Here is a 21,310-nt window from a genome sequence, read left to right as displayed (position 1 = left end):
CGGTCACCAGTCGCCAGGGAGAAGCTGGTGGCGTGAAACCTTAATCGGTGTCCAAGATTACTTGACCAGTTCAAGCCCGCTCCCACAGTGGAACTGCGCCAGACACAGGAATCAGGCCAGCCCCTCCAAAACTGTGGGAGTTGAGCCAGGCACAGCATTCAGTCCAGACACTAATCAGTGTGGGAGCTGGCTTGCCTGCGAAGGCGGTGGATCAGCTACATCATGGTTGACTGACCCACCGCCTTCTCGGGCAAGCCCGCTCCCACAGTTTTGAATGCTGTTGGGCTTGGGATTCGGGGTGCTGCATCGGCATTTGAGCGGACGGTACAACTCGGTTCCAACCTTGAAATACACCCCAAATGTGGGAGCGGGCTTGCTCGCGAATGCGGCAGACCAGCCAACTTCTCCAGCGACTGACACAGCGTTTTCGCGAGCAAGCCCACACACATTGGAACGGGTCAGCAAATCCAGACCAAAAAAAAACGCCAACCCTAGGGTTGGCGTTTGTGTGCAGCGCTTAGCGTATCACTGCGGCTTCTTGCGACCAAAACCTGGACGCTGACCCGAACCGGCCGGGGCGCCACGGCGCTTGCCGGACGGCTCGTCCGCGACCAGTTTCGGCCCGGGGCGCTTGTTTGCCACCGGCTTGGCTGGACGCTTGGTGCTGGCGTTATCCGCTGGGCGATCGGCTTCACCACGGTTGCTGCGACCGCCGCTCGGCGCTTCACCACGGGCCGGACGCGGCGCACGTGGAGCACGCTCGCCTTCCTGACGCGACGGCGCCGTCGGGCGACGCTCGCCTTCGATGTGCGGCTCACGCGAGATGCGACCGCCGGTGGCAGGCGCGTTCAGCGCAGGGCGCAAGGTGCGCGCCACGCGCTCGGTACGCGCAACAGGACGCGAGGATTTACGCTGCATACGCTCAAGCTTGTCTTTGCTCTTGGCGTTCATCTGCGGCATCGCGACCGGTGTCAGGCCGACCTCGGCGCTGAGGATGTCGACTTCGTACTGGCTCATTTCGCGCCAGCGGCCCATCGGCAGGTCGGAGTTGAGGAACACCGGACCGAAACGCACGCGCTTCAGGCGGCTGACCACCAGGCCCTGGGATTCCCACAGGCGACGCACTTCACGGTTACGGCCTTCCATCACCACGCAGTGGTACCAGTGGTTGAAACCTTCGCCGCCCGGTGCCTGCTTGATGTCGGTGAACTTGGCCGGGCCGTCTTCCAGCACCACGCCGGCCTTCAGGCGTTCGATCATCTCGTCGTCGACTTCACCGCGTACACGCACGGCGTATTCACGGTCCATCTCGTAGGACGGGTGCATCAGGCGGTTGGCCAGTTCACCGTCGGTGGTGAACATCAGCAAGCCGGTGGTGTTGATGTCCAGGCGACCGATGTTGATCCAGCGGCCTTCCTTGGGCTTGGGCATCTTGTCGAACACGGTCGGACGGCCTTCCGGGTCGTCACGGGTGCAGATCTCGCCATCGGGCTTGTTGTACATGATCACGCGGCGCACCGATTCGGCGGCCTCTTCACGCTTGATGACCTTGCCATCAATGGTGATTGCATCGTGCAGGTCGACGCGCTGGCCGAGGGTGGCCTCGACGCCGTTGACCTTGATGCGCTTCTGGGTGATCCAGGCTTCGACGTCGCGGCGCGAGCCCACGCCGATACGCGCCAGCACCTTTTGCAGTTTTTCGCCTGCTGGGCCGATTTCCTGGCTGTCGTTCTGGTCTTGGTCGTTCATCTTAAGCACCTCCCGGTGGGTCGATTCAGGCGTGGCCTGAAGAGTGTTGAAAGCGGGGCTTTGGGGCAATAGCGCGCCAAAGGGTCGCGAATCATACGCGCATGGCGCGCGTTGCGCATCAGAGACTAGTCGATTGGGCCGCCATCATTTGCTTTTCCGCCGACCGGTGGCCCCCAGCGCCAGCAGGCGCAGCTCGGCTTCGGCAAGCACCGTGCGCTTGTCGGCTTTGTCGAGTTTCTTCCAGGCACGGATCTCGCGCTTGCTGCGACCACAGCCGACACAGATGTCGTCGTTGAATTTGCAGATGCTGATGCACGGGTCTTTGGTGGAACTCATTGAAATCCTCCCAGGCACTGGTTTTCTGTGGGAGCTGGCTTGCCGGCGATGGCATCACCTCGCTATAGCAGAAAGACCGAGTCGCCTGCATCGCAGGCAAGCCAGCTCCCACATTTTGAAGCGGCGTCAGTCTTCGAACTGGCGCCGCTCGGCCTCGATGGCTTCGGCCAGCGCCTGGGCTTCGGCTTCTTCGTCGCTCAGCGACGGTTGTTCGAGGGCGGCGACGGCGGCCAGGAGCTTCTCGCGAGCTTCAGCGACACCGAGGATGTCTTCTTCGGGTTCAGGTTCGGGCTCAGCTTCTGCTTCGACTTCAGCCTCAACTTCAACGTTCACTTGGGCTTCAGCTTCAACATCAACGTCCACTTGGGCTTGCGGCTCGGCAGCCCCATCACGCAGCAAGTCGTCGAAGTCGGTCTTGATGCCCTGCTCCATGTCGTCCAGTTCCAGCAACAGGGTGTGGAAACTGGTTTCGTCCTTGGGTTCTTCCGGCTCCGCGCTGGCGTCGGCCAGTTCCTGCAGGCTCGCCGGGACCGGCGCGTCGTCGAAGTCGAGCACCGGCTCGGCTTCCATTTCGCGCAGCTCGGCCAGGGGCGGCAGGTCGTCGAGGTTCTTCAGGTTGAAGTGGTCGAGAAACACCTTGGTGGTGGCGAACATCGCCGGTTTGCCGGGCACATCGCGATAGCCGACGATGCGGATCCACTCGCGCTCCAGCAAGGTCTTGACGATATGGCTGTTGACCGCCACGCCACGCACATCCTCGATTTCGCCGCGGGTGATCGGCTGGCGATAGGCGATCAGCGCCATCGTCTCGAGCATCGCCCGTGAATAACGCTGCGGGCGCTCTTCCCACAGCCGGCCCACCCACGGGGAAAATTTCTCACGAATCTGCAGGCGATAACCCGACGCCACTTCGCGCAGCTCGAAGGCGCGGCCATCGCAGGACTTGCGCAAGATCTCCAGGGCTTTCTTGAAGACTGGCGGCTCCGGGCGCTCGGCTTCTTCGAACAGTTCGAACAGGCGCTCCAGGGATTGCGGTTTACCCGAGGCCAGGAGAAAGGCTTCCAGCAGCGGCGCCAGTTCGCGGGGTTCAGTCAGATTCATCGATTCAGCTCTTTATTCGGCTCGCGCCCGCACGTGGATAGCCGCAAAAGGCTCATTCTGGACCAGCTCGACCAAGGATTCCTTGACCAGTTCGAGGATCGCCATAAAGGTCACCACGACGCCCAGGCGCCCTTCTTCGGCAGTGAACAGCTCGACAAACGGCACAAACCCGCCGCCCTTGAGGCGTTCGAGTACATCGCTCATGCGTTCACGGGTCGACAAGGCCTCGCGGCTGACCTGGTGGCTTTCAAACATATCGCCACGGCGCAGCACCTCGGCCATGGACATCAGCAATTCTTCCAGGCTCACGTCCGGCAACAATTTGCGCGCCCGGGCCTCGGGGGCATCGAGCTTGGGCACCACCACATCGCGGCCCACGCGGCTCAAGCCGTCGATGCCTTCGGCGGCGGCCTTGAAGCGCTCGTATTCCTGCAGGCGGCGGATCAGTTCGGCGCGCGGGTCGTCCTCTTCGGCCTCGATCGTCTCCGAGCGCGGCAGCAGCATGCGCGACTTGATCTCGGCCAGCATGGCGGCCATCACCAGGTACTCGGCGGCCAACTCCAGGCGCACCGACTGCATCAACTCGACATAACCCATGTACTGACGGGTGATTTCCGCCACCGGGATGTCGAGGATGTTGATGTTCTGCTTGCGGATCAGGTACAGCAGCAAGTCCAGCGGGCCTTCGAAGGCTTCAAGGAAGACTTCCAGCGCGTCCGGCGGGATGTACAGGTCCAGCGGCATTTCCATGACCGCCTGGCCATACACCATGGCAAACGGCAGTTCCTGCTGGGCGCCCGCCTGGCTGTCGACGGTTTCCACGGCCGACATTCAGGCCTCGGCCATAAAGGGGGCCGGGTCGCCGCAACCCACGCGGATCACTTCGGGTTCGCCGTCCGCCAGGTTGATCACGGTGGAGGCCTTGCCGCCGCCGAAGCCGCCGTCGATGATCAGGTCCACCTGTTTTTCCAGGAGTTGGCGCATTTCGTACGGGTCTTCCAGGGGCTCGGCGTCGCCGGGCATGATCAGCGACACGCTCATCAGCGGCTCACCCAGCTCGGCCAACAGCGCGAGGGCGATGGGATGCTCGGGCACGCGCAGGCCGATGGTGCGTTTCTTCGGGTGCAGCAACAGGCGCGGCACTTCGCGGGTGGCGTTGAGAATAAAGGTGTAGGGCCCCGGCGTGTGGGCCTTGAGCAGGCGGAAGGTGCCGGTGTCGACCTTGGCGAACAGGCCCAACTGGGACAGGTCGCTGCAGATCAGCGCGAAATTGTGCTTGTCATCCAGCTGGCGCAGGCGTCTTACACGCTCGACCGCGCCCTTGTCGCCGATCTGGCAACCGATGGCGTAGGACGAATCGGTGGGATAGATCACCACGCCACCGGCGCGAATGATCTCCACGGCCTGTTTGATCAGGCGCGCCTGGGGGTTTTCCGGATGAATCTGGAAGAATTGACTCACGTGTTCTACCTGTTCAGACGGTGGCAATAATGGGGTCATGCTTGAATCGCCCCCACAAGAGCGGCAAGTCTTCCGGGACGGGGCGATACTCGCCGATCTCGGACCAGCCGCCTGGGCCATGAAAATCACTGCCGGCACTGACCAGCAGACCAAATTCGCGGGCAAGAATCGCCAAGCTGCCCACCTGTTCGGCGGGTTGATAGCCGTTGACCACCTCAATCGCGTGGCCGCCCGCTCCAATATAGTCGCCAATCAGCTTGCGGCGCTTGCTGCGGGTGAAATCGTAATGCCAGGGATGCGCCAGGCTGACCCAGGCCCCGGATGCCCGCAGGGTCTCGACGGTGTCCTCCAGGGTCGGCCAGTGTTGCTTGACGTCGCCCAACTTGCCGGCGCCCAGCCATTTGCGAAAGGCTTCGGCGCGGTCCTTGACGAAACCTTCGCGCACCATCCAGTCGGCAAAGTGCGGACGGGCCGGTGCATTGCCGCTGTCGCCCAGTTCCTGCTGGATGGCTCGGGCGCCGTCGAGCGCGTTGGGCATGCCCTTGAGGGCGAGTTTCCGGCTTATTTCTTCGGACCGCAGCCAGCGGCCATCGTGCAATTGGGCGATGGCCTCGACCAGGGGCGGGGCGTTTTGATCGAATCCATAGCCCAGCACATGAATGGTGGCGCCACCCCAGGTACAGGACAATTCCACCCCGTTGACCAGCTGCATGCCCAGGGCATGCGCGGTTGCGCGGGCTTCATCGAGACCTTCGAGGGTGTCGTGGTCGGTCAACGCCAGGACTCGCACGCCTTTTTCAAACGCACGCGCAACCAGTACCGCGGGCGCCAGGGCGCCGTCGGAGGCCGTGCTGTGGCAGTGCAAATCAACATTCACGGGAGTGTGTAACCTCAAGTCAGCTGGCGCTTTCGCTACCAAGGATGTTTGTTATTATGCCGCCACATCCAGCTTCTGGCTCTTACTGTGAAACAATTCATCGACTTCATCCCGCTGTTGCTGTTTTTCATCGTTTACAAACTCGACCCCAGGGTCATCGATATTGCCGGCCATGAACTGACCGTCGGGGGCATCTACAGCGCCACCGCCGTGCTGATCATCAGCTCCATCGTAGTCTACGGCGCCCTCTTCATCTCCCAGCGCAAACTGGAAAAAAGCCAATGGCTGACCCTGGTCGCCTGCCTGGTATTCGGCAGCCTGACCCTGGCCTTCCACAGCGAGACCTTCCTCAAATGGAAAGCCCCGGTGGTGAACTGGCTGTTTGCCCTGGCCTTCATCGGCAGCCACTTCATCGGTGACCGCCTGCTGATCAAGCGGATCATGGGCCATGCACTGACCCTGCCGGAGCCAGTCTGGACACGTTTGAACGTGGCCTGGATCGTGTTCTTCCTGTTCTGCGGCGCTGCCAACCTGTTCGTGGCCTTTACCTTCCAGGACTACTGGGTCGACTTCAAAGTCTTCGGCAGCCTGGGCATGACCGTGCTGTTCCTGATCGGCCAGGGTATCTACCTGTCGCGCCACCTGCATGACACCGACCCTACTACGCCAAAAACCGAGGACTGACATGCTCTACGCCATCATTGCCACCGATGTTGCCAACTCGCTGGAAAAACGCCTGTCCGTGCGCCCGGCACACCTGGAGCGCCTGAACGAGCTGCAAGCCGCAGGTCGCCTGGTACTCGCCGGCCCGCACCCGGCCGTCGACAGCAACGACCCGGGCGCCGCCGGTTTCACCGGTAGCCTGGTGGTTGCCGAGTTCGCCTCCCTGGCCGATGCACAGGCCTGGGCCAAGGCTGACCCGTATGTTGCGGCAGGCGTCTACGCCGATGTCGTGATCAAGCCATTCAAGCAAGTCCTGCCTTGACCCAGGCGTGTGTCGAACCTAATACGTGCGGCACACTCCTAATTGCTCATTATTCTCGGTAACCTGCCGACAACGTTCTGAATATTCGTGTGGAATCAGGAGTTCCGATGCGCTTACGTCAGTTGTGTCTGTTGGCAGTGGTAATGATCGGGGCTACGGCCCACGCTGAAGAAACCTCGAACACCGGCAGTTCCACGCCCCTGTCCTTGAGTGCCGGCGCCCAGATCACCGAGTTGCAGCAACGCTTGAAAGAAAGCGAACGGCTGCGTGAAGAACTGAGCAAGCAACTGCAGGGTGCGGATGCGACGCGCGAAAGCGCCCAATTGAGTCGTCTTCGCCAAGAGAACCAACGCCTGGCCCAGCAACTCAAAGAGACACAAGGCGGTGCCTTGACCCGATGGCTGACCGAGCAACAGCAATGGTTTGTCACCGGCGGGGCGGTCGCCCTGATCGCCTTGCTGTGCGGGATCTTCGCCAGTGGTGGGCACCGTCGCCGTCGACAATGGCTAAATTGAGTGAGTCATGAGCGAGCTGTTACTGATAGATGATGACCAGGAGCTCTGCGAGCTGCTGACCAGTTGGTTGAGCCAGGAAGGTTTCCAGGTGCGCGCCTGCCACGATGGCTTGAGCGCCCGCAAAGCCTTGGCCGACAGCGCCCCGGCAGCGGTGGTGCTGGACGTGATGCTGCCCGACGGCAGTGGCCTGGAGCTGCTCAAGCAACTGCGCAACGACCACCCGGAGCTGCCGGTGCTGATGCTCTCGGCCCGCGGCGAACCGCTGGATCGCATCCTCGGCCTGGAACTCGGTGCCGACGACTACCTTGCCAAGCCCTGCGACCCGCGCGAGTTGACCGCGCGCCTGCGCGCCGTGCTGCGCCGCAGCCATCCGACCGCCGTGTCCACCCAGCTGGAACTCGGCGACCTGTGCTTCAGCCCGGTGCGCGGCGTGGTCAGTATCGACGAACAGGAATTCGCCCTCACCGTTTCCGAAAGCCGCCTGCTCGAAGCCTTGCTGCGCCAGCCCGGCGAACCACTGGACAAACAGGAACTGGCGCAGATCGCGCTGGGCCGCAAGCTGACCCTTTACGATCGCAGCCTGGACATGCACGTCAGCAACCTGCGCAAAAAGATCGGCCCGCACCCGGACGGCCGGCCACGGATCGTCGCGTTGCGCAGCCGCGGCTATTACTACAGCCTCTGAATATCACGCAATCTCCTGTGGGAGCGGGCTGGCTCGCGAATGCGGTGGGTCAGCACATGCATAGGCTGGCGCATCGCATTCGCGAGCCAGCCCGCTCCCACATTTGAATACCCAAATCCCCACAGTTTTGTCAGTTCGCAACAAAACCCTCTTTACCCAAGCTTTACCCACACCTGACCGCCGCTGACCTTGATCTCCGTAATCTACTCACATCCGGACTCACCGGAATAGAGACAGGAGAATCACCATGCGCAAGACCCTTATCGCTTTGATGTTCGCCGCTGCCCTGCCGACCGTTGCCATGGCCGCCATGCCAGACGGCCCAGGCCCGATGGGTGAACCTTCCGGCCACATGATGGGTGGCCCAGGCCACGGAGGTGAACACGGTCCGCGTGGCAAAGGTGGCCCTTTCAGCCAACTGGACCTGAGCAAGGAACAGCGCCAGCAGATCGGCAAGCTGATGGGCGACCAATGGCACGCTCGCAAAGACCTGGTCAAAAAGTACCTGGACAAACTCCCGGCCGCCGACCAGAAAGCCATGCAGGATGAAATCGCCGCCGGCAAGCAGAAAACCCAGGCGGATATCCGTGCAGTCCTCAAGCCTGACCAGCAGAAGAAGTTCGACGAGATCGTCAAGAAGCAAGCCGAGCGCCGCGCCGAGTGGAAGGAATTCCAGGCCTGGAAAGCGCAACAGCCGCAAAAAGCGCAATAATGTTCTAGCTTCACTCCCCCAGCCCAGTGGCTCGCGCCGCTGGGCTTTTCCTGTTTGAGGGTTTCCTGTGCGTTCATTGTTCTGGCGCATCCTGGCCAGTTTCTGGCTGGCCATCGCCCTGGTTGCCGGGTTGTCGATCCTGCTTGGGCACATGCTCAATCAAGATGCCTGGATTCTCAGCCGCCACCCGGGCCTCAATAACCTCGCCGAAGAGTGGACTCAACTCTACGAGACCCAAGGCGAGGACGCCGCCCAGGACTTGCTGCAACAGCGCAAGCGCCAGTACCACATCGACGTGCAAGTGCTCAACGAAAGCGGCGAGCCGGTCGTGCGGGGCACCTTTCCGCGCCGCGCCGCCGCGTTCGAAGCCCGCCAGAATGACAGCCAGGACGGCCACCTGCCCTGGCGACGCCTGACCGCCGAGTACACCAGCGAAAAGACCGGCGACACCTACCTGCTGATCTATCGCATCCCCCATCCCGAGCTGGACGCCTGGCACCGCAGCAGCCTGCTGTGGCCGTTGAGCGCGTTGGCCATCGCCCTGGTGGTGCTGACCCTGTTCAGCCTGCTGGTGACGCTGTCCATCACCCGCCCCCTCAGCCGTCTGCGTGGCGCAGTGCATGACCTCGGCCAGGCCACTTACCAGCAGAACAGCCTGGCGCGCCTGGCCAACCGCCGCGATGAGTTCGGCGTGCTGGCCACTGACTTCAACCGCATGGGCGCCCGCCTGCAAAGCCTGATCGGCAGCCAGCGCCAGTTGCTGCGCGACGTCTCCCACGAGCTGCGCTCGCCGCTGGCCCGCCTGCGCATCGCCCTGGCCCTGGCCGAACGCGCCAGCCCCGAAGAACGCGAAAAACTCTGGCCGCGCCTGACCCGCGAATGCGATCGCCTGGAAGCGTTGATCAGTGAAATCCTGGTGCTGGCGCGCGTCGATGCCGATAACGCCAGCGCCGAAGACGTCGACCTCAACAGCCTGCTCAAAACCCTGCAAAAAGACGCCCAACTCAGCGCGCCGGAGCAGGTGGTGCAACTCACCACCCAACCCGACCTGCGCCTCAAAGGCTGGCCGACCATGATCGAACGCGCGGTGGACAACCTGCTGCGCAACGCGCAGCGCTTCAACCCGAAGGGCCAGCCGATCGAATTGCACGCCCATCTCCACGGCGAGCACATCCTTATCAGCGTGCGCGACCACGGCCCCGGCGTGGATGCCGAACACCTCAGCCAATTAGGCGAGCCGTTCTACCGCGCCCCTGGCCAGACCGCCCAGGGTCACGGCCTGGGCCTGGCGATTGCGCGGCGTGCGGCGGAACGCCATGGCGGCAGCCTGATCCTGGCCAATCATCCTGAGGGCGGGTTTATCGCCAGCATCGACCTGCCATTGAAGCCCGGGGTTGCCACATCGGCCTGATGATCTTCTATAGTGGCCCTTCTCTTAAGGAGGGCCTTTGATGACTGACCTGCTGACCCCCATCCAAGCCGCACTCGATCTACCGCCTACTCCATTGACCGTGACCGAGGCCGGCGCCCTGCCCTCGACCTTCGCCGTCACCGACCTGGCCAGTGCCAGTATCGGTGCCGCCGGCCAGGCCGTGGCCCAACTGGTGCTGGCAATGACCGGCCGCTTGCCCGCCGTAAGTGTGGACCGACGCCTCGCCTCCTTCTGGTTCTCGTCGTCCCTGCGTCCGGTGGGTTGGCAAACGCCACCGCTGTGGGACCCGGTGGCCGGCGACTACGCCAGCGCCGACGGATGGATTCGCCTGCACACCAATGCGCCCCACCACCGGGCCGCCGCCGAACAAGTGCTGGGCAAAGTCGCCGACCGCGCCGAAATGGCCAGCAAGGTCGCCGCATGGAACGCCGCCGAGCTGGAACAAGCGATTGTCGACGCCGGCGGCTGTGCGGCACAGATGCGTTCGTGGCAAGCCTGGCAGCAACATCCGCAAGGGCTGGCGGTGAATGCCGAGCCGCTGGTGCAGCGCCAGACCTTCGCCACCACCACCGCAAAAACCTGGACAGGCTCGGTAGCGCGCCCGCTGGCGGGTATCAAGGTGCTGGACCTGACCCGCGTATTGGCCGGTCCCGTCGCCAGTCGTTTTCTCGCTGGGCTGGGCGCCGATGTACTGCGCATCGACTCACCGACCTGGAACGAGCCGGGCGTGGTGCCGGAAATGACCCTCGGCAAACGCTGCGCGCGCCTTGACTTGAAAACGTCCGAAGGCCGGCAGGTATTCGAAGCGTTGCTCAAGGACGCCGACATCCTGTTCCACGGTTACCGTGCCGATGCCCTGGAACAGCTGGGCTATAGCGCCGCCGAGCTGCAAAGCATCGCTCCCGGCCTGATCGACGTGAGCCTCAACGCCTATGGCTGGAGCGGCCCGTGGCGCAATCGACGCGGCTTCGACAGCCTGGTGCAGATGAGCAGCGGGATTGCCGACGCGGGCATGGCCTGGAAACACGCGGATAAACCGGTGCCACTGCCGTTGCAGGCGCTCGACCATGCGACCGGCTATCTGATGGCGGCCAGCGCGATTCAAGCCTTGAGTGAGCGGTTGAAATCCGGGCGTGGCGGATCGGCGCAGTTGTCGTTGGCGCGTACGGCCAAGTTGCTGGTGGAGGCGGGTCAAGTGCCGGAACAGGTGGCGTTGCGGGCCGAGGAACCCGGCGATCAAGGGCTGGTGGTGGAACAGACCGCCTGGGGTCAGGCCCATCGGCTGCTGGCGCCGGTGACCATCAGCGGTACGCCGTTGCAGTGGGATTTGCCGGCCGGGGAATTGGGCTCGCATCGGCCGCAGTGGTAGCCTTTCGAGCGTTATCGCAGGCAGGCCAGCTTGCACAATTTGAGTGGTAGACACCCTCAAACGTGGGCGCTGGCTTGCCTGCGAAGAGGCCCTGCCCGCCCCCTCAATCCGCCCGCTGCAGCGACGTCCACAAATGCTGCGCCGCATACGCCCTCAACGGCCGCCACGCCTCGGCCCGCGCCAACAGCTGCCGCGCCGAAACCGGCCCGCCTTCCAGCGCCGCCAGCGCATTGATCAAGCCGATGTCCCCCGACGCAAACGCATCCGCCTCGCGCAGTTGGCGCATGGCGATGTACTGCGCAGTCCAGTCACCAATCCCCGGCAGCGCGACCAGCCGCGCCACCCCGTCCTTGAGGCTGGCCTTGGGCTCGAACACCAGCGGATCATCCATAAATGCCTGGGCCATGCCGGACAAGGTACGACCGCGTGCCTTGGGCATGCCCAGCGCAGCCAGGTCCGCCGCCGCCAACACCTGCGGCGTCGGGAACGCGTGGGTAATGCCGACATGCGGCGTATCCAGGGGCTGGCCATATTGTGCAACCAACTTGCCCGCAAGGCGGATCGCCGCGACTACTGTGATCTGCTGACCGAGCACCGCACGGATCGCCAATTCCAGGCCATCCCATGTGCCCGGCACCCGCAGCCCGGGCCGCGCGGCAACCAACTCCGCCATCAACGGGTCCTTCGCCAATTGCCGGTTGATCAAGGCCGGTTGGGCGTCAAGGTCAAACATCCGGCGCAAGCGCCGCTCGATCTCGGGAAACGCCGCCGGCTCGGGAAAATCGACGCTCACCTCCAGCCAATCGCCGTCACCCGGCGCGACACTGATCCAGCCGTGTCGCCCATCCACGCTGATACTGCGCCGGTACACGCCGGCCACCACCGTCTCGAGCCCGGTGATCGCCCGGGCCGACAAAAAACCCAGCATTGCCGCCCAGTCATAGGGCGGCTGATACGCCACTTTCACAACGACAACACCCCGCTGTACAGCCCGTACGCCGCCAGGCTGGCGCCGGCGATCACGCAGCTGAAGATGCCTTTTTCCACGTGGGTGAACAAGGGTTGGGCCTGCTCGCGCTTGGCCAGCGCAAACAGCACCACACCGGGCGCGTACAGCAGCGCCGACAGCAGCAGGTATTTCAAGCCACCGGCGTACAGCAGCCACACCGCGTAGCCGAGGGCGACCAGGCCTACCAGCAAATCCTTGAAACGCTGGCGCTGGGCGCCCTCATAGGTTTCGCCGCGCCCGCTCAACAACACCGCATAGGCCGCCGACCACAGGTACGGCACCAGGATCATCGAGGAAGCCAAGTAGATCAGGGTGGTGTAGGTGCTGTGGGAAAACAGCGTGATGACCAGGAAAACCTGGATCATCACATTGGTCAGCCACAGCGCATTGACCGGCACCTGGTTGGCGTTTTCCTTTTTCAGGAAGGCCGGCATGGTCTTGTCATGGGCGGTGGCGTAGAGGATTTCCGCGCACAGCAGCGCCCACGACAGCAAGGCGCCGAGCAACGACACGGCCAGGCCGATGCTGATGGCCATCGCGCCCCAGGGCCCGACGATGTGCTCCAGCACCCCGGCCAGGGACGGATTTTGCAATTGCGCCAACTGCGGCTGGCTCATGATCCCCAGGGACAACACATTCACCAGCACCAGCAGTGCCAGCACGCCGAGAAAGCCGATCACCGTGGCGCGGCCCACGTCCGCGCGTTTCTCGGCCCGCGCCGAATACACGCTGGCGCCCTCGATGCCGATAAACACGAACACGGTGACCAGCATCATGTTGCGCACCTGGTCGACCACGCTGCCGAACTGCGGGTTGCCCAGGCCCCAGATATCACGGGTGAAGATATCGGCCTTGAACGCCACGCCGGCGATCACGATAAACATCAGTAACGGCACGATCTTCGCCACCGTGGTGATCTGGTTGATGAACGCCGCCTCCTTGATCCCGCGCATCACCAGAAAATGCACGGCCCACAGCAGCACGGACGCGCAGCCGATGGCCACCGGCGTGTTGCCATGGCCAAACACCGGGAAGAAGTAGCCGAGCGTGCTGAAGAGCAACACGAAGTAACCCACGTTGCCCATCCACGCACTGATCCAGTAACCCCAGGCCGACGAGAACCCCATGTAGTCGCCGAACCCGGCCTTGGCGTAGGCATACACCCCGGAATCCAGCTCCGGCTTGCGGTTGGCGAGGGTCTGGAACACGAAGGCGAGGGTCAGCATGCCGACGGCGGTGATCGCCCAGCCGATCAATATCGCGCCGACCTCGGCGCGCGCGGCCATGTTCTGCGGCAAGGAGAAAATCCCGCCGCCGATCATCGAGCCCACCACCAGAGCAATCAGGGCGCCAAGCCGAAGTTTCTGGGCCGGTTGAGACATGAATACTCCTGGATAATTATTAAATTGAGCTGACAACCGTGCACTCAACTAATTATCTCAGCGAGTGTAGCGTTTATTAAAGACCGCGATAAAACCGCCACGCTCATAACGCAATCGCATGACAATTTATAACGTTCAGGCTTATTTAGAATTTAAATACCGCTGGCACTTAACGTTTGCCGTGCTACTTCGCCCCGCGTCGGGAAAAGTTTGCACATTCAGGAATACGGACTAGCTTCAAACGTCCATACCCCTGACTAAATGATTAACCACAACGCAGAGACCGCTCTGGAAAGCGCCTTTGCGAGGAAAAGTATTGCCCGGGCGTTTTACCCCTAAGTCATTAATTCACAATGGAATGTGCCAATGAAGTGATCTGAGTCAGCTGTTTGATTAGCGCACGGAATTATTCTGTGGTCTCTCTTCTCCTGCATTGGAGTCATGCAATGTCTGAATCTCCCGGAAAACTTCGATTGGGCGCACTGGTTGCACTCGTCGTCGGCTCAATGATTGGCGGCGGGATCTTCTCACTGCCGCAAAACATGGCCGCCAGCGCCGACGTCGGTGCGGTGTTGATCGGTTGGGTGATTACCGCCATCGGCATGCTGACCCTCGCCTTCGTGTTCCAGACCCTCGCCAACCGCAAACCTGACCTCGACGGCGGCGTGTACGCCTATGCCAAGGCCGGGTTTGGCGACTACATGGGTTTCTCGTCGGCCTGGGGTTACTGGATCAGTGCCTGGCTGGGCAACGTCGGTTACTTCGTGTTGCTGTTCAGCACCCTGGGTTACTTCTTCCCGATCTTCGGCGAAGGCAACACCCCGGCAGCGGTGATCGGTGCCTCGGTGCTGTTGTGGGCCGTGCATTTCCTGGTGCTGCGCGGGATCAAGGAAGCTGCGTTCATCAACCTGGTGACCACCGTTGCCAAGGTGGTGCCGCTGCTGCTGTTTGTGCTGATCGCGCTGTTCGCGTTCAAGCTGGAGATTTTCACCGCTGACATCTGGGGCGTGAAAAACCCTGACCTCGGCAGTGTGATGAACCAGGTGCGCAACATGATGCTGGTCACCGTGTGGGTGTTCATCGGCATCGAGGGCGCGAGCATCTTCTCGTCCCGTGCGGAAAAACGCTCCGACGTCGGCAAGGCCACGGTGATTGGTTTCATCACCGTGCTGCTGTTCCTGATGCTGGTGAACGTGCTGTCCCTGGGGATCATGACCCAACCGGAACTGGCCAAGCTGCAAAACCCGTCGATGGCCGCCGTGCTGGAACACGTGGTGGGCCACTGGGGCGCCGTGCTGATCAGCGTCGGCTTGATCATTTCCCTGCTGGGTGCGCTGCTGTCGTGGGTGCTGTTGTGTGCGGAGATCATGTTCGCCGCCGCCAAGGACCACACGATGCCGGAGTTCCTGCGTAAGGAAAACGCCAACCATGTGCCGGCCAACGCCCTGTGGCTGACCAACGCCATGGTCCAGATCTTCCTGGTGATCACGCTGTTTTCCGCCAGCACTTACCTGTCGCTGATCTACCTCGCCACCTCGATGATCCTGGTGCCATACCTATGGTCGGCCGCCTATGCGCTGTTGTTGGCGGTGCGCGGCGAGACCTACGAAAACGCCCTGCGCGAGCGCAAGAAAGACCTGTTCATCGGTGCCGTCGCGCTGATCTACGCGGTCTGGCTGCTCTACGCCGGCGGCGTCAAATACCTGCTGCTGTCCGCCCTGCTGTATGCCCCCGGCGTGATTCTGTTCGCCAAGGCCAAGCATGAGTTGGGCAAACCGATTTTCACCAATGTCGAGAAGCTGATTTTCGCCGCGGTAGTCGTTGGCGCCCTGGTGGCTGCCTATGGCCTCTACGACGGCTTCCTGACTCTGTAACTGTTGTTCACTGGAGGATCTGTAATGACCACGGAAAAAGTGAAGTACGGCGTACATTCCGAAGCCGGCAAACTGCGCAAAGTCATGGTGTGCTCCCCAGGCTTGGCCCACCAGCGGCTGACCCCCAATAACTGCGATGAACTGCTGTTCGATGACGTGCTGTGGGTTGCCCAGGCCAAGCGCGACCATTTCGACTTCGTCACCAAGATGCGCGAGCGCGACATTGATGTGCTGGAAATGCACAACCTGCTGACCGACATCGTCGCCATCCCCGAAGCGCTGGACTGGATCCTGGAGCGCAAGATCACTGCCAATACGGTGGGCCTGGGCCTGGTCGATGAAGTCAGCTCGTGGCTGCGCAGCCTGGAGCCGCGCAAAATCAGTGAGTTCCTGATCGGTGGCGTGTCGGCCGAGGACCTGCCGAGCAGCTTCGGCGGCAAGACCATCGAAATGTTCCGCGACTTCCTCGGCCACTCGAGCTTCATCCTGCCGCCGCTTCCCAACACCCAATTCACCCGTGACACCACCTGCTGGATCTACGGCGGCGTGACGCTGAACCCGATGTACTGGCCGGCGCGACGCCAGGAAACCCTGCTGGCCAGCGCTATCTACAAATTCCACCCGGAGTTCACCAACGCCGACTTCCAGATTTGGTACGGTGACCCCGACCAGGAACACGGTGCCTCCACCCTGGAAGGCGGCGACGTCATGCCGATTGGCAACGGCGTCGTGTTGATCGGCATGGGCGAGCGCTCGTCCCACCAGGCCATCGGCCAACTGGCGCGCAACCTGTTCAAAAACAAAGCCGTGGAACGCGTGATCGTTGCCGGCCTGCCGAAATCCCGTGCGGCGATGCACCTGGACACGGTGTTCAGTTTCTGCGACCGCGACCTGGTCACCATCTTCCCTGAAGTGGTCAACCAGATCGTACCGTTCACTCTGCGTCCCGATGAAAGCAAGCCGCACGGTATCGATATCCAACGCGAGAAAACCAACTTCCTCGAAACCGTCGCCGCGGCCCTCAATCTCAAGGCGCTGCGCGTGGTCGAGACCGGTGGCAACAGCTTCGCCGCCGAGCGTGAGCAATGGGACGACGGCAACAACGTGGTGGCCGTGGAGCCGGGCGTGGTGATCGGCTACGACCGCAACACCTACACCAACACCCTGCTGCGCAAGGCCGGTGTGGAAGTCATCACCATCAGCGCCGGTGAACTCGGCCGTGGCCGTGGCGGCGGCCACTGCATGACCTGCCCGATCATCCGCGACCCTATCGACTATTAATTTTTGGCCTTGGCCACTGCTTATCCGGCAGTGGCCAGGGGGATAACCGAAACCCAAGGAGATCCATCATGGCTTTTAATATGCGCAACCGCAGCCTGCTCTCGCTGATGCACCACACGACCCGCGAGCTGCACTACCTGCTGGACCTGTCCCGCGACCTCAAGCGCGCCAAATATACCGGCACCGAGCGTCCGCACCTGAAAGGCAAGAACATCGCGCTGATCTTCGAGAAAACCTCGACGCGCACCCGTTGCGCCTTCGAAGTCGCAGCCCATGACCAGGGTGCGCACGTCACCTACATCGACCCGGTGTCGTCGCAGATCGGCCACAAGGAAAGCATGAAGGACACCGCCCGCGTACTCGGGCGGATGTTCGATGCCATCGAGTACCGTGGCTTCGAACAGGAAATCGTCGAAGAGCTGGCCAAGTTCGCCGGTGTGCCGGTGTTCAACGGCCTGACCGCCGAATTCCACCCGACCCAAATGATCGCCGACACCCTGACCATGCGCGAGCACAGCGACAAGCCGCTGCATGACATCAGCTACGCCTACCTGGGCGACGCGCGCTACAACATGGGCAACTCGCTGCTGATGATCGGCGCCAAGCTGGGCATGGACGTGCGCATTGGCGCGCCGAAAGCCCTGTGGCCGCATGCTGATTTCATCAAGCAGTGCCAGGCATTCGCCGAGGAAAGCGGCGCGCGCATCACCATCACCGAAGACCCGAAAGAAGCGGTCAAGGGCGTCGACTTCATCCACACCGATATCTGGGTGTCGATGGGTGAGCCGGTGGAGGCGTGGGACGAGCGCATCGAGCAACTGCTGCCGTACCAGGTCAATGCCAAGATGATGAAAGCCTCGGGCAACCCGCGCGTGAAGTTCATGCACTGCCTGCCGGCGTTCCACAACAGTGAAACCAAGGTCGGCAAGGACATCGCCGCGCGCTATCCGAACCTGGCCAATGGCGTGGAGGTGACCGAGGAAGTGTTCGAGTCGCCGGCCAACATCGCGTTTGAGCAGGCGGAGAACCGCATGCACACCATCAAGGCGATCCTGGTGTCGGCGTTGGCGGATATCTAACCCTCAACACCGTTCCCACTATTGAAACGCGATCAAAACTGTGGGAGCGGGCTTGCTCGCGAATGCGGTGTGTCAGTCCGCACATGTATCCACTGATCCACCGCTTTCGCGAGCAAGCCCGCTCCCACTTTGGTCCTGTGTTCGCAACATAGCACTCTAGAAGGACATTGTTTATGCGCATCGTCGTAGCCCTGGGCGGCAACGCCCTGCTCCGCCGTGGTGAACCCATGACGGCGGACAACCAACGCGCCAACATCCGCATCGCCACCGAACAGATCGCCAAGATCCACCCCGGCAACGAACTGGTGATCGCCCACGGCAATGGCCCGCAGGTCGGCCTGCTGTCGTTGCAGGCGGCCGCCTACACCAGCGTTTCGCCGTACCCTCTGGACGTGCTGGGCGCCGAGACAGAAGGCATGATCGGCTACATCATCGAACAGGAACTGGGCAACCTGCTGGACTTCGAAGTGCCGTTCGCCACCCTGCTCACCCAGGTCGAAGTGGACGCCAAGGACCCGGCCTTCCAGAACCCCACCAAGCCCATCGGCCCGGTATACGCCAAGGCCGAAGCGGAAAAACTGGCCGCCGAAAAAGGCTGGGCCATCGCCCCGGACGGCGATAAATACCGCCGCGTGGTCGCCAGCCCACGCCCCAAACGCATCTTTGAAATCCGCCCGATCAAGTGGCTGCTGGAAAAAAGCGCCATCGTGATCTGCGCCGGCGGTGGCGGTATCCCGACGATGTATGGCGAAGACGGCAAGCTGCGCGGCATTGAAGCGGTGATCGACAAAGACCTGTGTTCCTCACTGCTGGCCTCGCAGCTGGATGCCGATCTGCTGGTGATCGCCACCGACGTCAACGCCGCCTTCATCGACTTCGGCAAGCCCACCCAGAAGGCCATCGGCCAGGCCCATCCTGACGCCATGGAAAAGCTCGGCTTCGCCGCCGGCTCCATGGGGCCCAAGGTGCAAGCCGCCTGCGAGTTCGCCCGCCAGACTGGCAAAACCGCAGTGATCGGTTCACTCTCGGACATCGAAGCCATCGTCCAGGGCAGCGCCGGTACGCGCATCAGCACGGCAAAACCTGGCATCACCTACCTGTGAAGTAGAGGAGAAACGCCTATGGCCACCTTTGAACCCGGTCACTTGCATGTCGAACGTCACGCGCTCAACAAGGACGACTACAGCTACAACCTGTGCATCGACTACGAGGTCAGCCAGGACCCAAAGGAAGGCAAGGGAATGCTCTTCAAGCTGCACGGTTCGGTGCAGGGCAAGGACCTCAAGGAAGAGTTCTTCCTGCCCAAGGATCAAGCGTTTGATTTTGCCCGGCATGCGATGAACATCGCGCAGAAATACGGGATGCCGAAGATCGCGGTGTTGAACGGCTCGATGCACAAGCAGTACGACTTGATGTTCGAGGATGTGCGGCATCAGCTGGATGTGAAGCCCGGGGACCCGATCAAACCTGAACACCTCGAATAGCCCGACGCCCCCGACACCCACACTCAAATGTGGGAGCGGGCTTGCTCGCGAATGCAGTGTGTCAGTCAGCAATTTTTTCACTGACGCACCGTATTCGCGAGCAAGCCCGCTCCCACATTTTTGATCTCCATCACCTGTCAGGCATACTGGCCACCCTCAGTACGCCAGAACCAACATTCGCCCCATGCGTATCCACGTCAGCTTCATCGACCGCGTCGGTATCACCCAGGAAGTCCTGGCCTTGCTCGGTGGGCGCAACCTCAACCTGGATGCCGTGGAGATGGTCCCGCCCAACGTGTACATCGATGCGCCGACCCTCAGCGCCGAGGTGCTCGAAGAGCTGCGTGACGCGCTATTCAGCGTGCATGGCGTGCAGGCAGTGACCGTGGTGGACATCCTTCCCGGCCAACGCCGCCACTTGCAACTCGACGCCCTGCTGGCGGCCATGACCGACCCGGTACTGGCGCTGGACAGCGCGGGCAAGATCCTGCTGGCCAACCCGGCGTTGATCGCGCTGTACGGTCGCGAACCGGCCGGGGAAAGCATCGCCGAGCTGTTCAATGACCCGCCGCTGCTCGACACCTTGCTGGAACACGGCTTCCGCCTGCCGCTGCGCGAGATCAGCGTCAACGGCCAGACCTTGCTGCTCGACGCCACGCCGATCACCGACGCCGGCGCCCTGCTCACCCTCTATCAGCCCAACCGCATCGGTGAACAACTGTCGGCGCTGCACCATGACCACGCCGAGGGCTTTGACGCGCTGCTGGGCGAGTCCCCGGTGATCCGTACGCTCAAGGCACGCGCACAACGGGTGGCGGCGCTGGATGCACCGCTGCTGATCCAGGGCGAAACCGGCACCGGCAAGGAGCTGGTGGCGCGGGCCTGCCACGCCATCAGCGCGCGGCACAGTGCACCGTTTTTGGCGCTGAACTGCGCGGCGCTGCCGGAGAACCTCGCCGAGAGTGAACTGTTCGGCTACGCCCCCGGCGCGTTCACCGGTGCGCAGCGCGGCGGCAAGCCGGGGCTGATGGAGCTGGCCAACCAGGGCACGGTGTTCCTGGATGAAATCGGCGAAATGTCGCCGTACCTGCAGGCCAAGCTGCTGCGTTTTCTCAATGACGGCAGCTTCCGTCGGGTCGGCGGCGACCGCGAAGTGAAGGTCAATGTGCGCATTCTCAGCGCGACCCACCGCGACCTGGAAAAGATGGTCAGCGAAGGTACCTTCCGCGAAGACCTGTTCTACCGCCTCAACGTGCTCAATGTCGAAGTGCCGCCGCTGCGCGAACGCGGCCAGGACATCCTGCTGCTGGCGCGCTACTTCATGCAGCAGGCCTGCGCGCAGATCCAGCGCCCGGTGTGTCGCCTGGCACCCGGCACTTATCCCGCGCTGCTGGGCAACCGCTGGCCGGGGAATGTGCGCCAGTTGCAGAACGTGATCTTCCGCGCCGCGGCCATCTGCGAAAGCAGCCTGGTGGATATCGGCGACCTGGACATCGCCGGCACCTCGGTCGCGCGCCAGAACGATGGTGAAGTCGACAGCCTCGAGCAGGCGGTGGAAGATTTCGAGCGCGGGTTGCTGGAGAAGCTGTATGCCAGCTATCCGTCCACGCGCCAGCTGGCCAGCCGCCTGCAAACCTCGCACACCGCCATCGCCCATCGCCTGCGCAAGTACGGCATTCCCAACAAGCCCTGACTGAACGTAGTGAACATGTGGGAGCTGGCTTGCCTGCGATAGCGGTGAGTCGGTCAACACCGCTATCGCAGGCAAGCCAGCTCCCACAGTGATTGCATTCCAACGCTAATATCAAAAGCGACTCCCACCTGTACTGAAAGCGCTACAGCGTAACGATATCGCTACAACCCTGTTTTTTGCGCGCCATGCAAGGCTTTGATCCACATAGGCTTTTTTTCTGGCGTCGCACTGTAGCGAAATCGCTACAGCCGACATTTATATCGTCATTGCCAATTTTATTAACTCA

21 protein-coding genes are annotated in these 21,310 nt (G+C 62.2%); 13 read left to right on the top strand and 8 right to left on the bottom strand.

What is annotated here, in order from left to right:
- Positions 1–525: 525 nt before the first annotated feature.
- The 6 genes from rluB to AC07OJ_RS26560 form a co-directional block, all read right to left on the bottom strand.
- Positions 526–1,749, bottom strand: a complete 1,224-nt coding sequence (rluB, locus tag AC07OJ_RS26585; protein ID WP_495095493.1) for a 23S rRNA pseudouridine(2605) synthase RluB — start codon at positions 1,747–1,749, stop codon at positions 526–528.
- A 144-nt stretch (positions 1,750–1,893) separates the two neighbouring features.
- A complete protein-coding gene (locus AC07OJ_RS26580) occupies positions 1,894–2,085 on the bottom strand; it encodes a DUF1289 domain-containing protein (RefSeq protein WP_044267786.1) in 192 nt (63 codons plus the stop codon).
- 126 nt (positions 2,086–2,211) lie between these two features.
- Positions 2,212–3,186 (bottom strand): SMC-Scp complex subunit ScpB, encoded by a 975-nt coding sequence (gene scpB, locus AC07OJ_RS26575; RefSeq protein ID WP_495095492.1) that lies wholly within the window; start codon positions 3,184–3,186, stop codon positions 2,212–2,214.
- A 12-nt stretch (positions 3,187–3,198) separates the two neighbouring features.
- Positions 3,199–4,017, bottom strand: coding sequence for a segregation and condensation protein A (locus AC07OJ_RS26570; protein WP_057960502.1), 819 nt, complete (start codon positions 4,015–4,017; stop codon positions 3,199–3,201).
- The gene (locus AC07OJ_RS26565) at positions 4,018–4,647 is read right to left on the bottom strand and encodes an L-threonylcarbamoyladenylate synthase (protein ID WP_065908929.1); all 630 of its coding nucleotides are present in this window, start codon (positions 4,645–4,647) and stop codon (positions 4,018–4,020) included.
- A 13-nt stretch (positions 4,648–4,660) separates the two neighbouring features.
- The gene (locus AC07OJ_RS26560; RefSeq protein WP_106802762.1) at positions 4,661–5,524 is read right to left on the bottom strand and encodes a PHP domain-containing protein; all 864 of its coding nucleotides are present in this window, start codon (positions 5,522–5,524) and stop codon (positions 4,661–4,663) included.
- Between the two features lie 87 nt (positions 5,525–5,611).
- Between AC07OJ_RS26560 and AC07OJ_RS26555 the strand changes: the two genes are divergently transcribed.
- From AC07OJ_RS26555 to AC07OJ_RS26525, 7 genes are all read left to right on the top strand, one after another.
- On the top strand, positions 5,612–6,208 hold the full coding sequence (locus AC07OJ_RS26555; RefSeq protein WP_065908925.1) for a septation protein A: 597 nt from the start codon (positions 5,612–5,614) through the stop codon (positions 6,206–6,208).
- A gap of 1 nt (position 6,209) precedes the next feature.
- The gene (locus AC07OJ_RS26550) at positions 6,210–6,509 is read left to right on the top strand and encodes a YciI family protein (RefSeq protein WP_065908922.1); all 300 of its coding nucleotides are present in this window, start codon (positions 6,210–6,212) and stop codon (positions 6,507–6,509) included.
- Positions 6,510–6,616: 107 nt separating this feature from the next.
- Positions 6,617–7,024 carry an SH3 domain-containing protein gene (locus AC07OJ_RS26545; RefSeq protein ID WP_065908920.1) on the top strand — a complete coding sequence of 136 codons (408 nt, stop codon included), beginning with the start codon at positions 6,617–6,619 and terminating at the stop codon, positions 7,022–7,024.
- 7 nt (positions 7,025–7,031) lie between these two features.
- The gene (locus AC07OJ_RS26540) at positions 7,032–7,709 is read left to right on the top strand and encodes a response regulator transcription factor (protein WP_495095491.1); all 678 of its coding nucleotides are present in this window, start codon (positions 7,032–7,034) and stop codon (positions 7,707–7,709) included.
- Between the two features lie 247 nt (positions 7,710–7,956).
- A complete protein-coding gene (locus tag AC07OJ_RS26535; protein ID WP_065908918.1) occupies positions 7,957–8,421 on the top strand; it encodes a Spy/CpxP family protein refolding chaperone in 465 nt (154 codons plus the stop codon).
- Between the two features lie 67 nt (positions 8,422–8,488).
- Entirely contained in the window at positions 8,489–9,832 is a 1,344-nt protein-coding gene (locus tag AC07OJ_RS26530) for a sensor histidine kinase (protein WP_495095490.1), read from the top strand.
- A 40-nt stretch (positions 9,833–9,872) separates the two neighbouring features.
- Complete coding sequence (locus AC07OJ_RS26525) at positions 9,873–11,222, top strand: CoA transferase (RefSeq protein WP_201145785.1); 1,350 nt, start codon at positions 9,873–9,875, stop codon at positions 11,220–11,222.
- A gap of 103 nt (positions 11,223–11,325) precedes the next feature.
- Here the strand turns inward: AC07OJ_RS26525 and AC07OJ_RS26520 are convergent, their stop codons facing one another.
- The gene (locus tag AC07OJ_RS26520) at positions 11,326–12,189 is read right to left on the bottom strand and encodes a DNA-3-methyladenine glycosylase family protein (protein WP_495095489.1); all 864 of its coding nucleotides are present in this window, start codon (positions 12,187–12,189) and stop codon (positions 11,326–11,328) included.
- A complete protein-coding gene (gene arcD / locus AC07OJ_RS26515; RefSeq protein WP_495095488.1) occupies positions 12,186–13,613 on the bottom strand; it encodes an arginine-ornithine antiporter in 1,428 nt (475 codons plus the stop codon). The genes AC07OJ_RS26520 and arcD (AC07OJ_RS26515) overlap by 4 nt, the downstream gene beginning before the upstream one ends.
- A 446-nt stretch (positions 13,614–14,059) precedes the next feature.
- Here arcD (AC07OJ_RS26515) and arcD (AC07OJ_RS26510) point away from each other — a divergent pair, with 446 nt between their 5' ends.
- From arcD (AC07OJ_RS26510) to gcsR, 6 genes are all read left to right on the top strand, one after another.
- Positions 14,060–15,487 carry an arginine-ornithine antiporter gene (gene arcD / locus AC07OJ_RS26510; protein ID WP_065908905.1) on the top strand — a complete coding sequence of 476 codons (1,428 nt, stop codon included), beginning with the start codon at positions 14,060–14,062 and terminating at the stop codon, positions 15,485–15,487.
- Positions 15,488–15,511: 24 nt separating this feature from the next.
- Entirely contained in the window at positions 15,512–16,768 is a 1,257-nt protein-coding gene (gene arcA / locus AC07OJ_RS26505) for an arginine deiminase (protein WP_065908901.1), read from the top strand.
- Between the two features lie 68 nt (positions 16,769–16,836).
- Positions 16,837–17,847 (top strand): ornithine carbamoyltransferase, encoded by a 1,011-nt coding sequence (locus tag AC07OJ_RS26500; RefSeq protein WP_003220053.1) that lies wholly within the window; start codon positions 16,837–16,839, stop codon positions 17,845–17,847.
- A gap of 173 nt (positions 17,848–18,020) precedes the next feature.
- A complete protein-coding gene (gene arcC, locus AC07OJ_RS26495) occupies positions 18,021–18,950 on the top strand; it encodes a carbamate kinase (protein WP_495095487.1) in 930 nt (309 codons plus the stop codon).
- 18 nt (positions 18,951–18,968) lie between these two features.
- Positions 18,969–19,331: a DUF5064 family protein gene (locus AC07OJ_RS26490; protein ID WP_065908895.1), complete on the top strand. Its 363-nt coding sequence runs from the start codon at positions 18,969–18,971 to the stop codon at positions 19,329–19,331.
- A 184-nt stretch (positions 19,332–19,515) separates the two neighbouring features.
- On the top strand, positions 19,516–21,024 hold the full coding sequence (gcsR, locus tag AC07OJ_RS26485; protein WP_065908893.1) for a transcriptional regulator GcsR: 1,509 nt from the start codon (positions 19,516–19,518) through the stop codon (positions 21,022–21,024).
- Positions 21,025–21,310: the final 286 nt, after the last annotated feature.

The organism is Pseudomonas sp. GW821-FHT09C08 (assembly GCF_059418125.1).
Note: the sequence above shows the minus strand (reverse complement) of the source record. Positions and strands in the feature narration are given on the sequence as shown.

What these genes read in the sequence shown, in the direction of transcription:
- rluB (WP_495095493.1), bottom strand. Translation starts at nt 1,749, where the DNA reads ATGAACGACCAAGACCAGAACGACAGCCAGGAAATCGGCCCAGCAGGC.
- AC07OJ_RS26580 (WP_044267786.1), bottom strand. Translation starts at nt 2,085, where the DNA reads ATGAGTTCCACCAAAGACCCGTGCATCAGCATCTGCAAATTCAACGAC.
- scpB (WP_495095492.1), bottom strand. Translation starts at nt 3,186, where the DNA reads ATGAATCTGACTGAACCCCGCGAACTGGCGCCGCTGCTGGAAGCCTTT.
- AC07OJ_RS26570 (WP_057960502.1), bottom strand. Translation starts at nt 4,017, where the DNA reads ATGTCGGCCGTGGAAACCGTCGACAGCCAGGCGGGCGCCCAGCAGGAA.
- AC07OJ_RS26550 (WP_065908922.1), top strand. Translation starts at nt 6,210, where the DNA reads ATGCTCTACGCCATCATTGCCACCGATGTTGCCAACTCGCTGGAAAAA.
- AC07OJ_RS26545 (WP_065908920.1), top strand. Translation starts at nt 6,617, where the DNA reads ATGCGCTTACGTCAGTTGTGTCTGTTGGCAGTGGTAATGATCGGGGCT.
- AC07OJ_RS26540 (WP_495095491.1), top strand. Translation starts at nt 7,032, where the DNA reads ATGAGCGAGCTGTTACTGATAGATGATGACCAGGAGCTCTGCGAGCTG.
- AC07OJ_RS26535 (WP_065908918.1), top strand. Translation starts at nt 7,957, where the DNA reads ATGCGCAAGACCCTTATCGCTTTGATGTTCGCCGCTGCCCTGCCGACC.
- AC07OJ_RS26525 (WP_201145785.1), top strand. Translation starts at nt 9,873, where the DNA reads ATGACTGACCTGCTGACCCCCATCCAAGCCGCACTCGATCTACCGCCT.
- arcD (WP_495095488.1), bottom strand. Translation starts at nt 13,613, where the DNA reads ATGTCTCAACCGGCCCAGAAACTTCGGCTTGGCGCCCTGATTGCTCTG.
- arcD (WP_065908905.1), top strand. Translation starts at nt 14,060, where the DNA reads ATGTCTGAATCTCCCGGAAAACTTCGATTGGGCGCACTGGTTGCACTC.
- arcA (WP_065908901.1), top strand. Translation starts at nt 15,512, where the DNA reads ATGACCACGGAAAAAGTGAAGTACGGCGTACATTCCGAAGCCGGCAAA.
- AC07OJ_RS26500 (WP_003220053.1), top strand. Translation starts at nt 16,837, where the DNA reads ATGGCTTTTAATATGCGCAACCGCAGCCTGCTCTCGCTGATGCACCAC.
- arcC (WP_495095487.1), top strand. Translation starts at nt 18,021, where the DNA reads ATGCGCATCGTCGTAGCCCTGGGCGGCAACGCCCTGCTCCGCCGTGGT.
- AC07OJ_RS26490 (WP_065908895.1), top strand. Translation starts at nt 18,969, where the DNA reads ATGGCCACCTTTGAACCCGGTCACTTGCATGTCGAACGTCACGCGCTC.
- gcsR (WP_065908893.1), top strand. Translation starts at nt 19,516, where the DNA reads ATGCGTATCCACGTCAGCTTCATCGACCGCGTCGGTATCACCCAGGAA.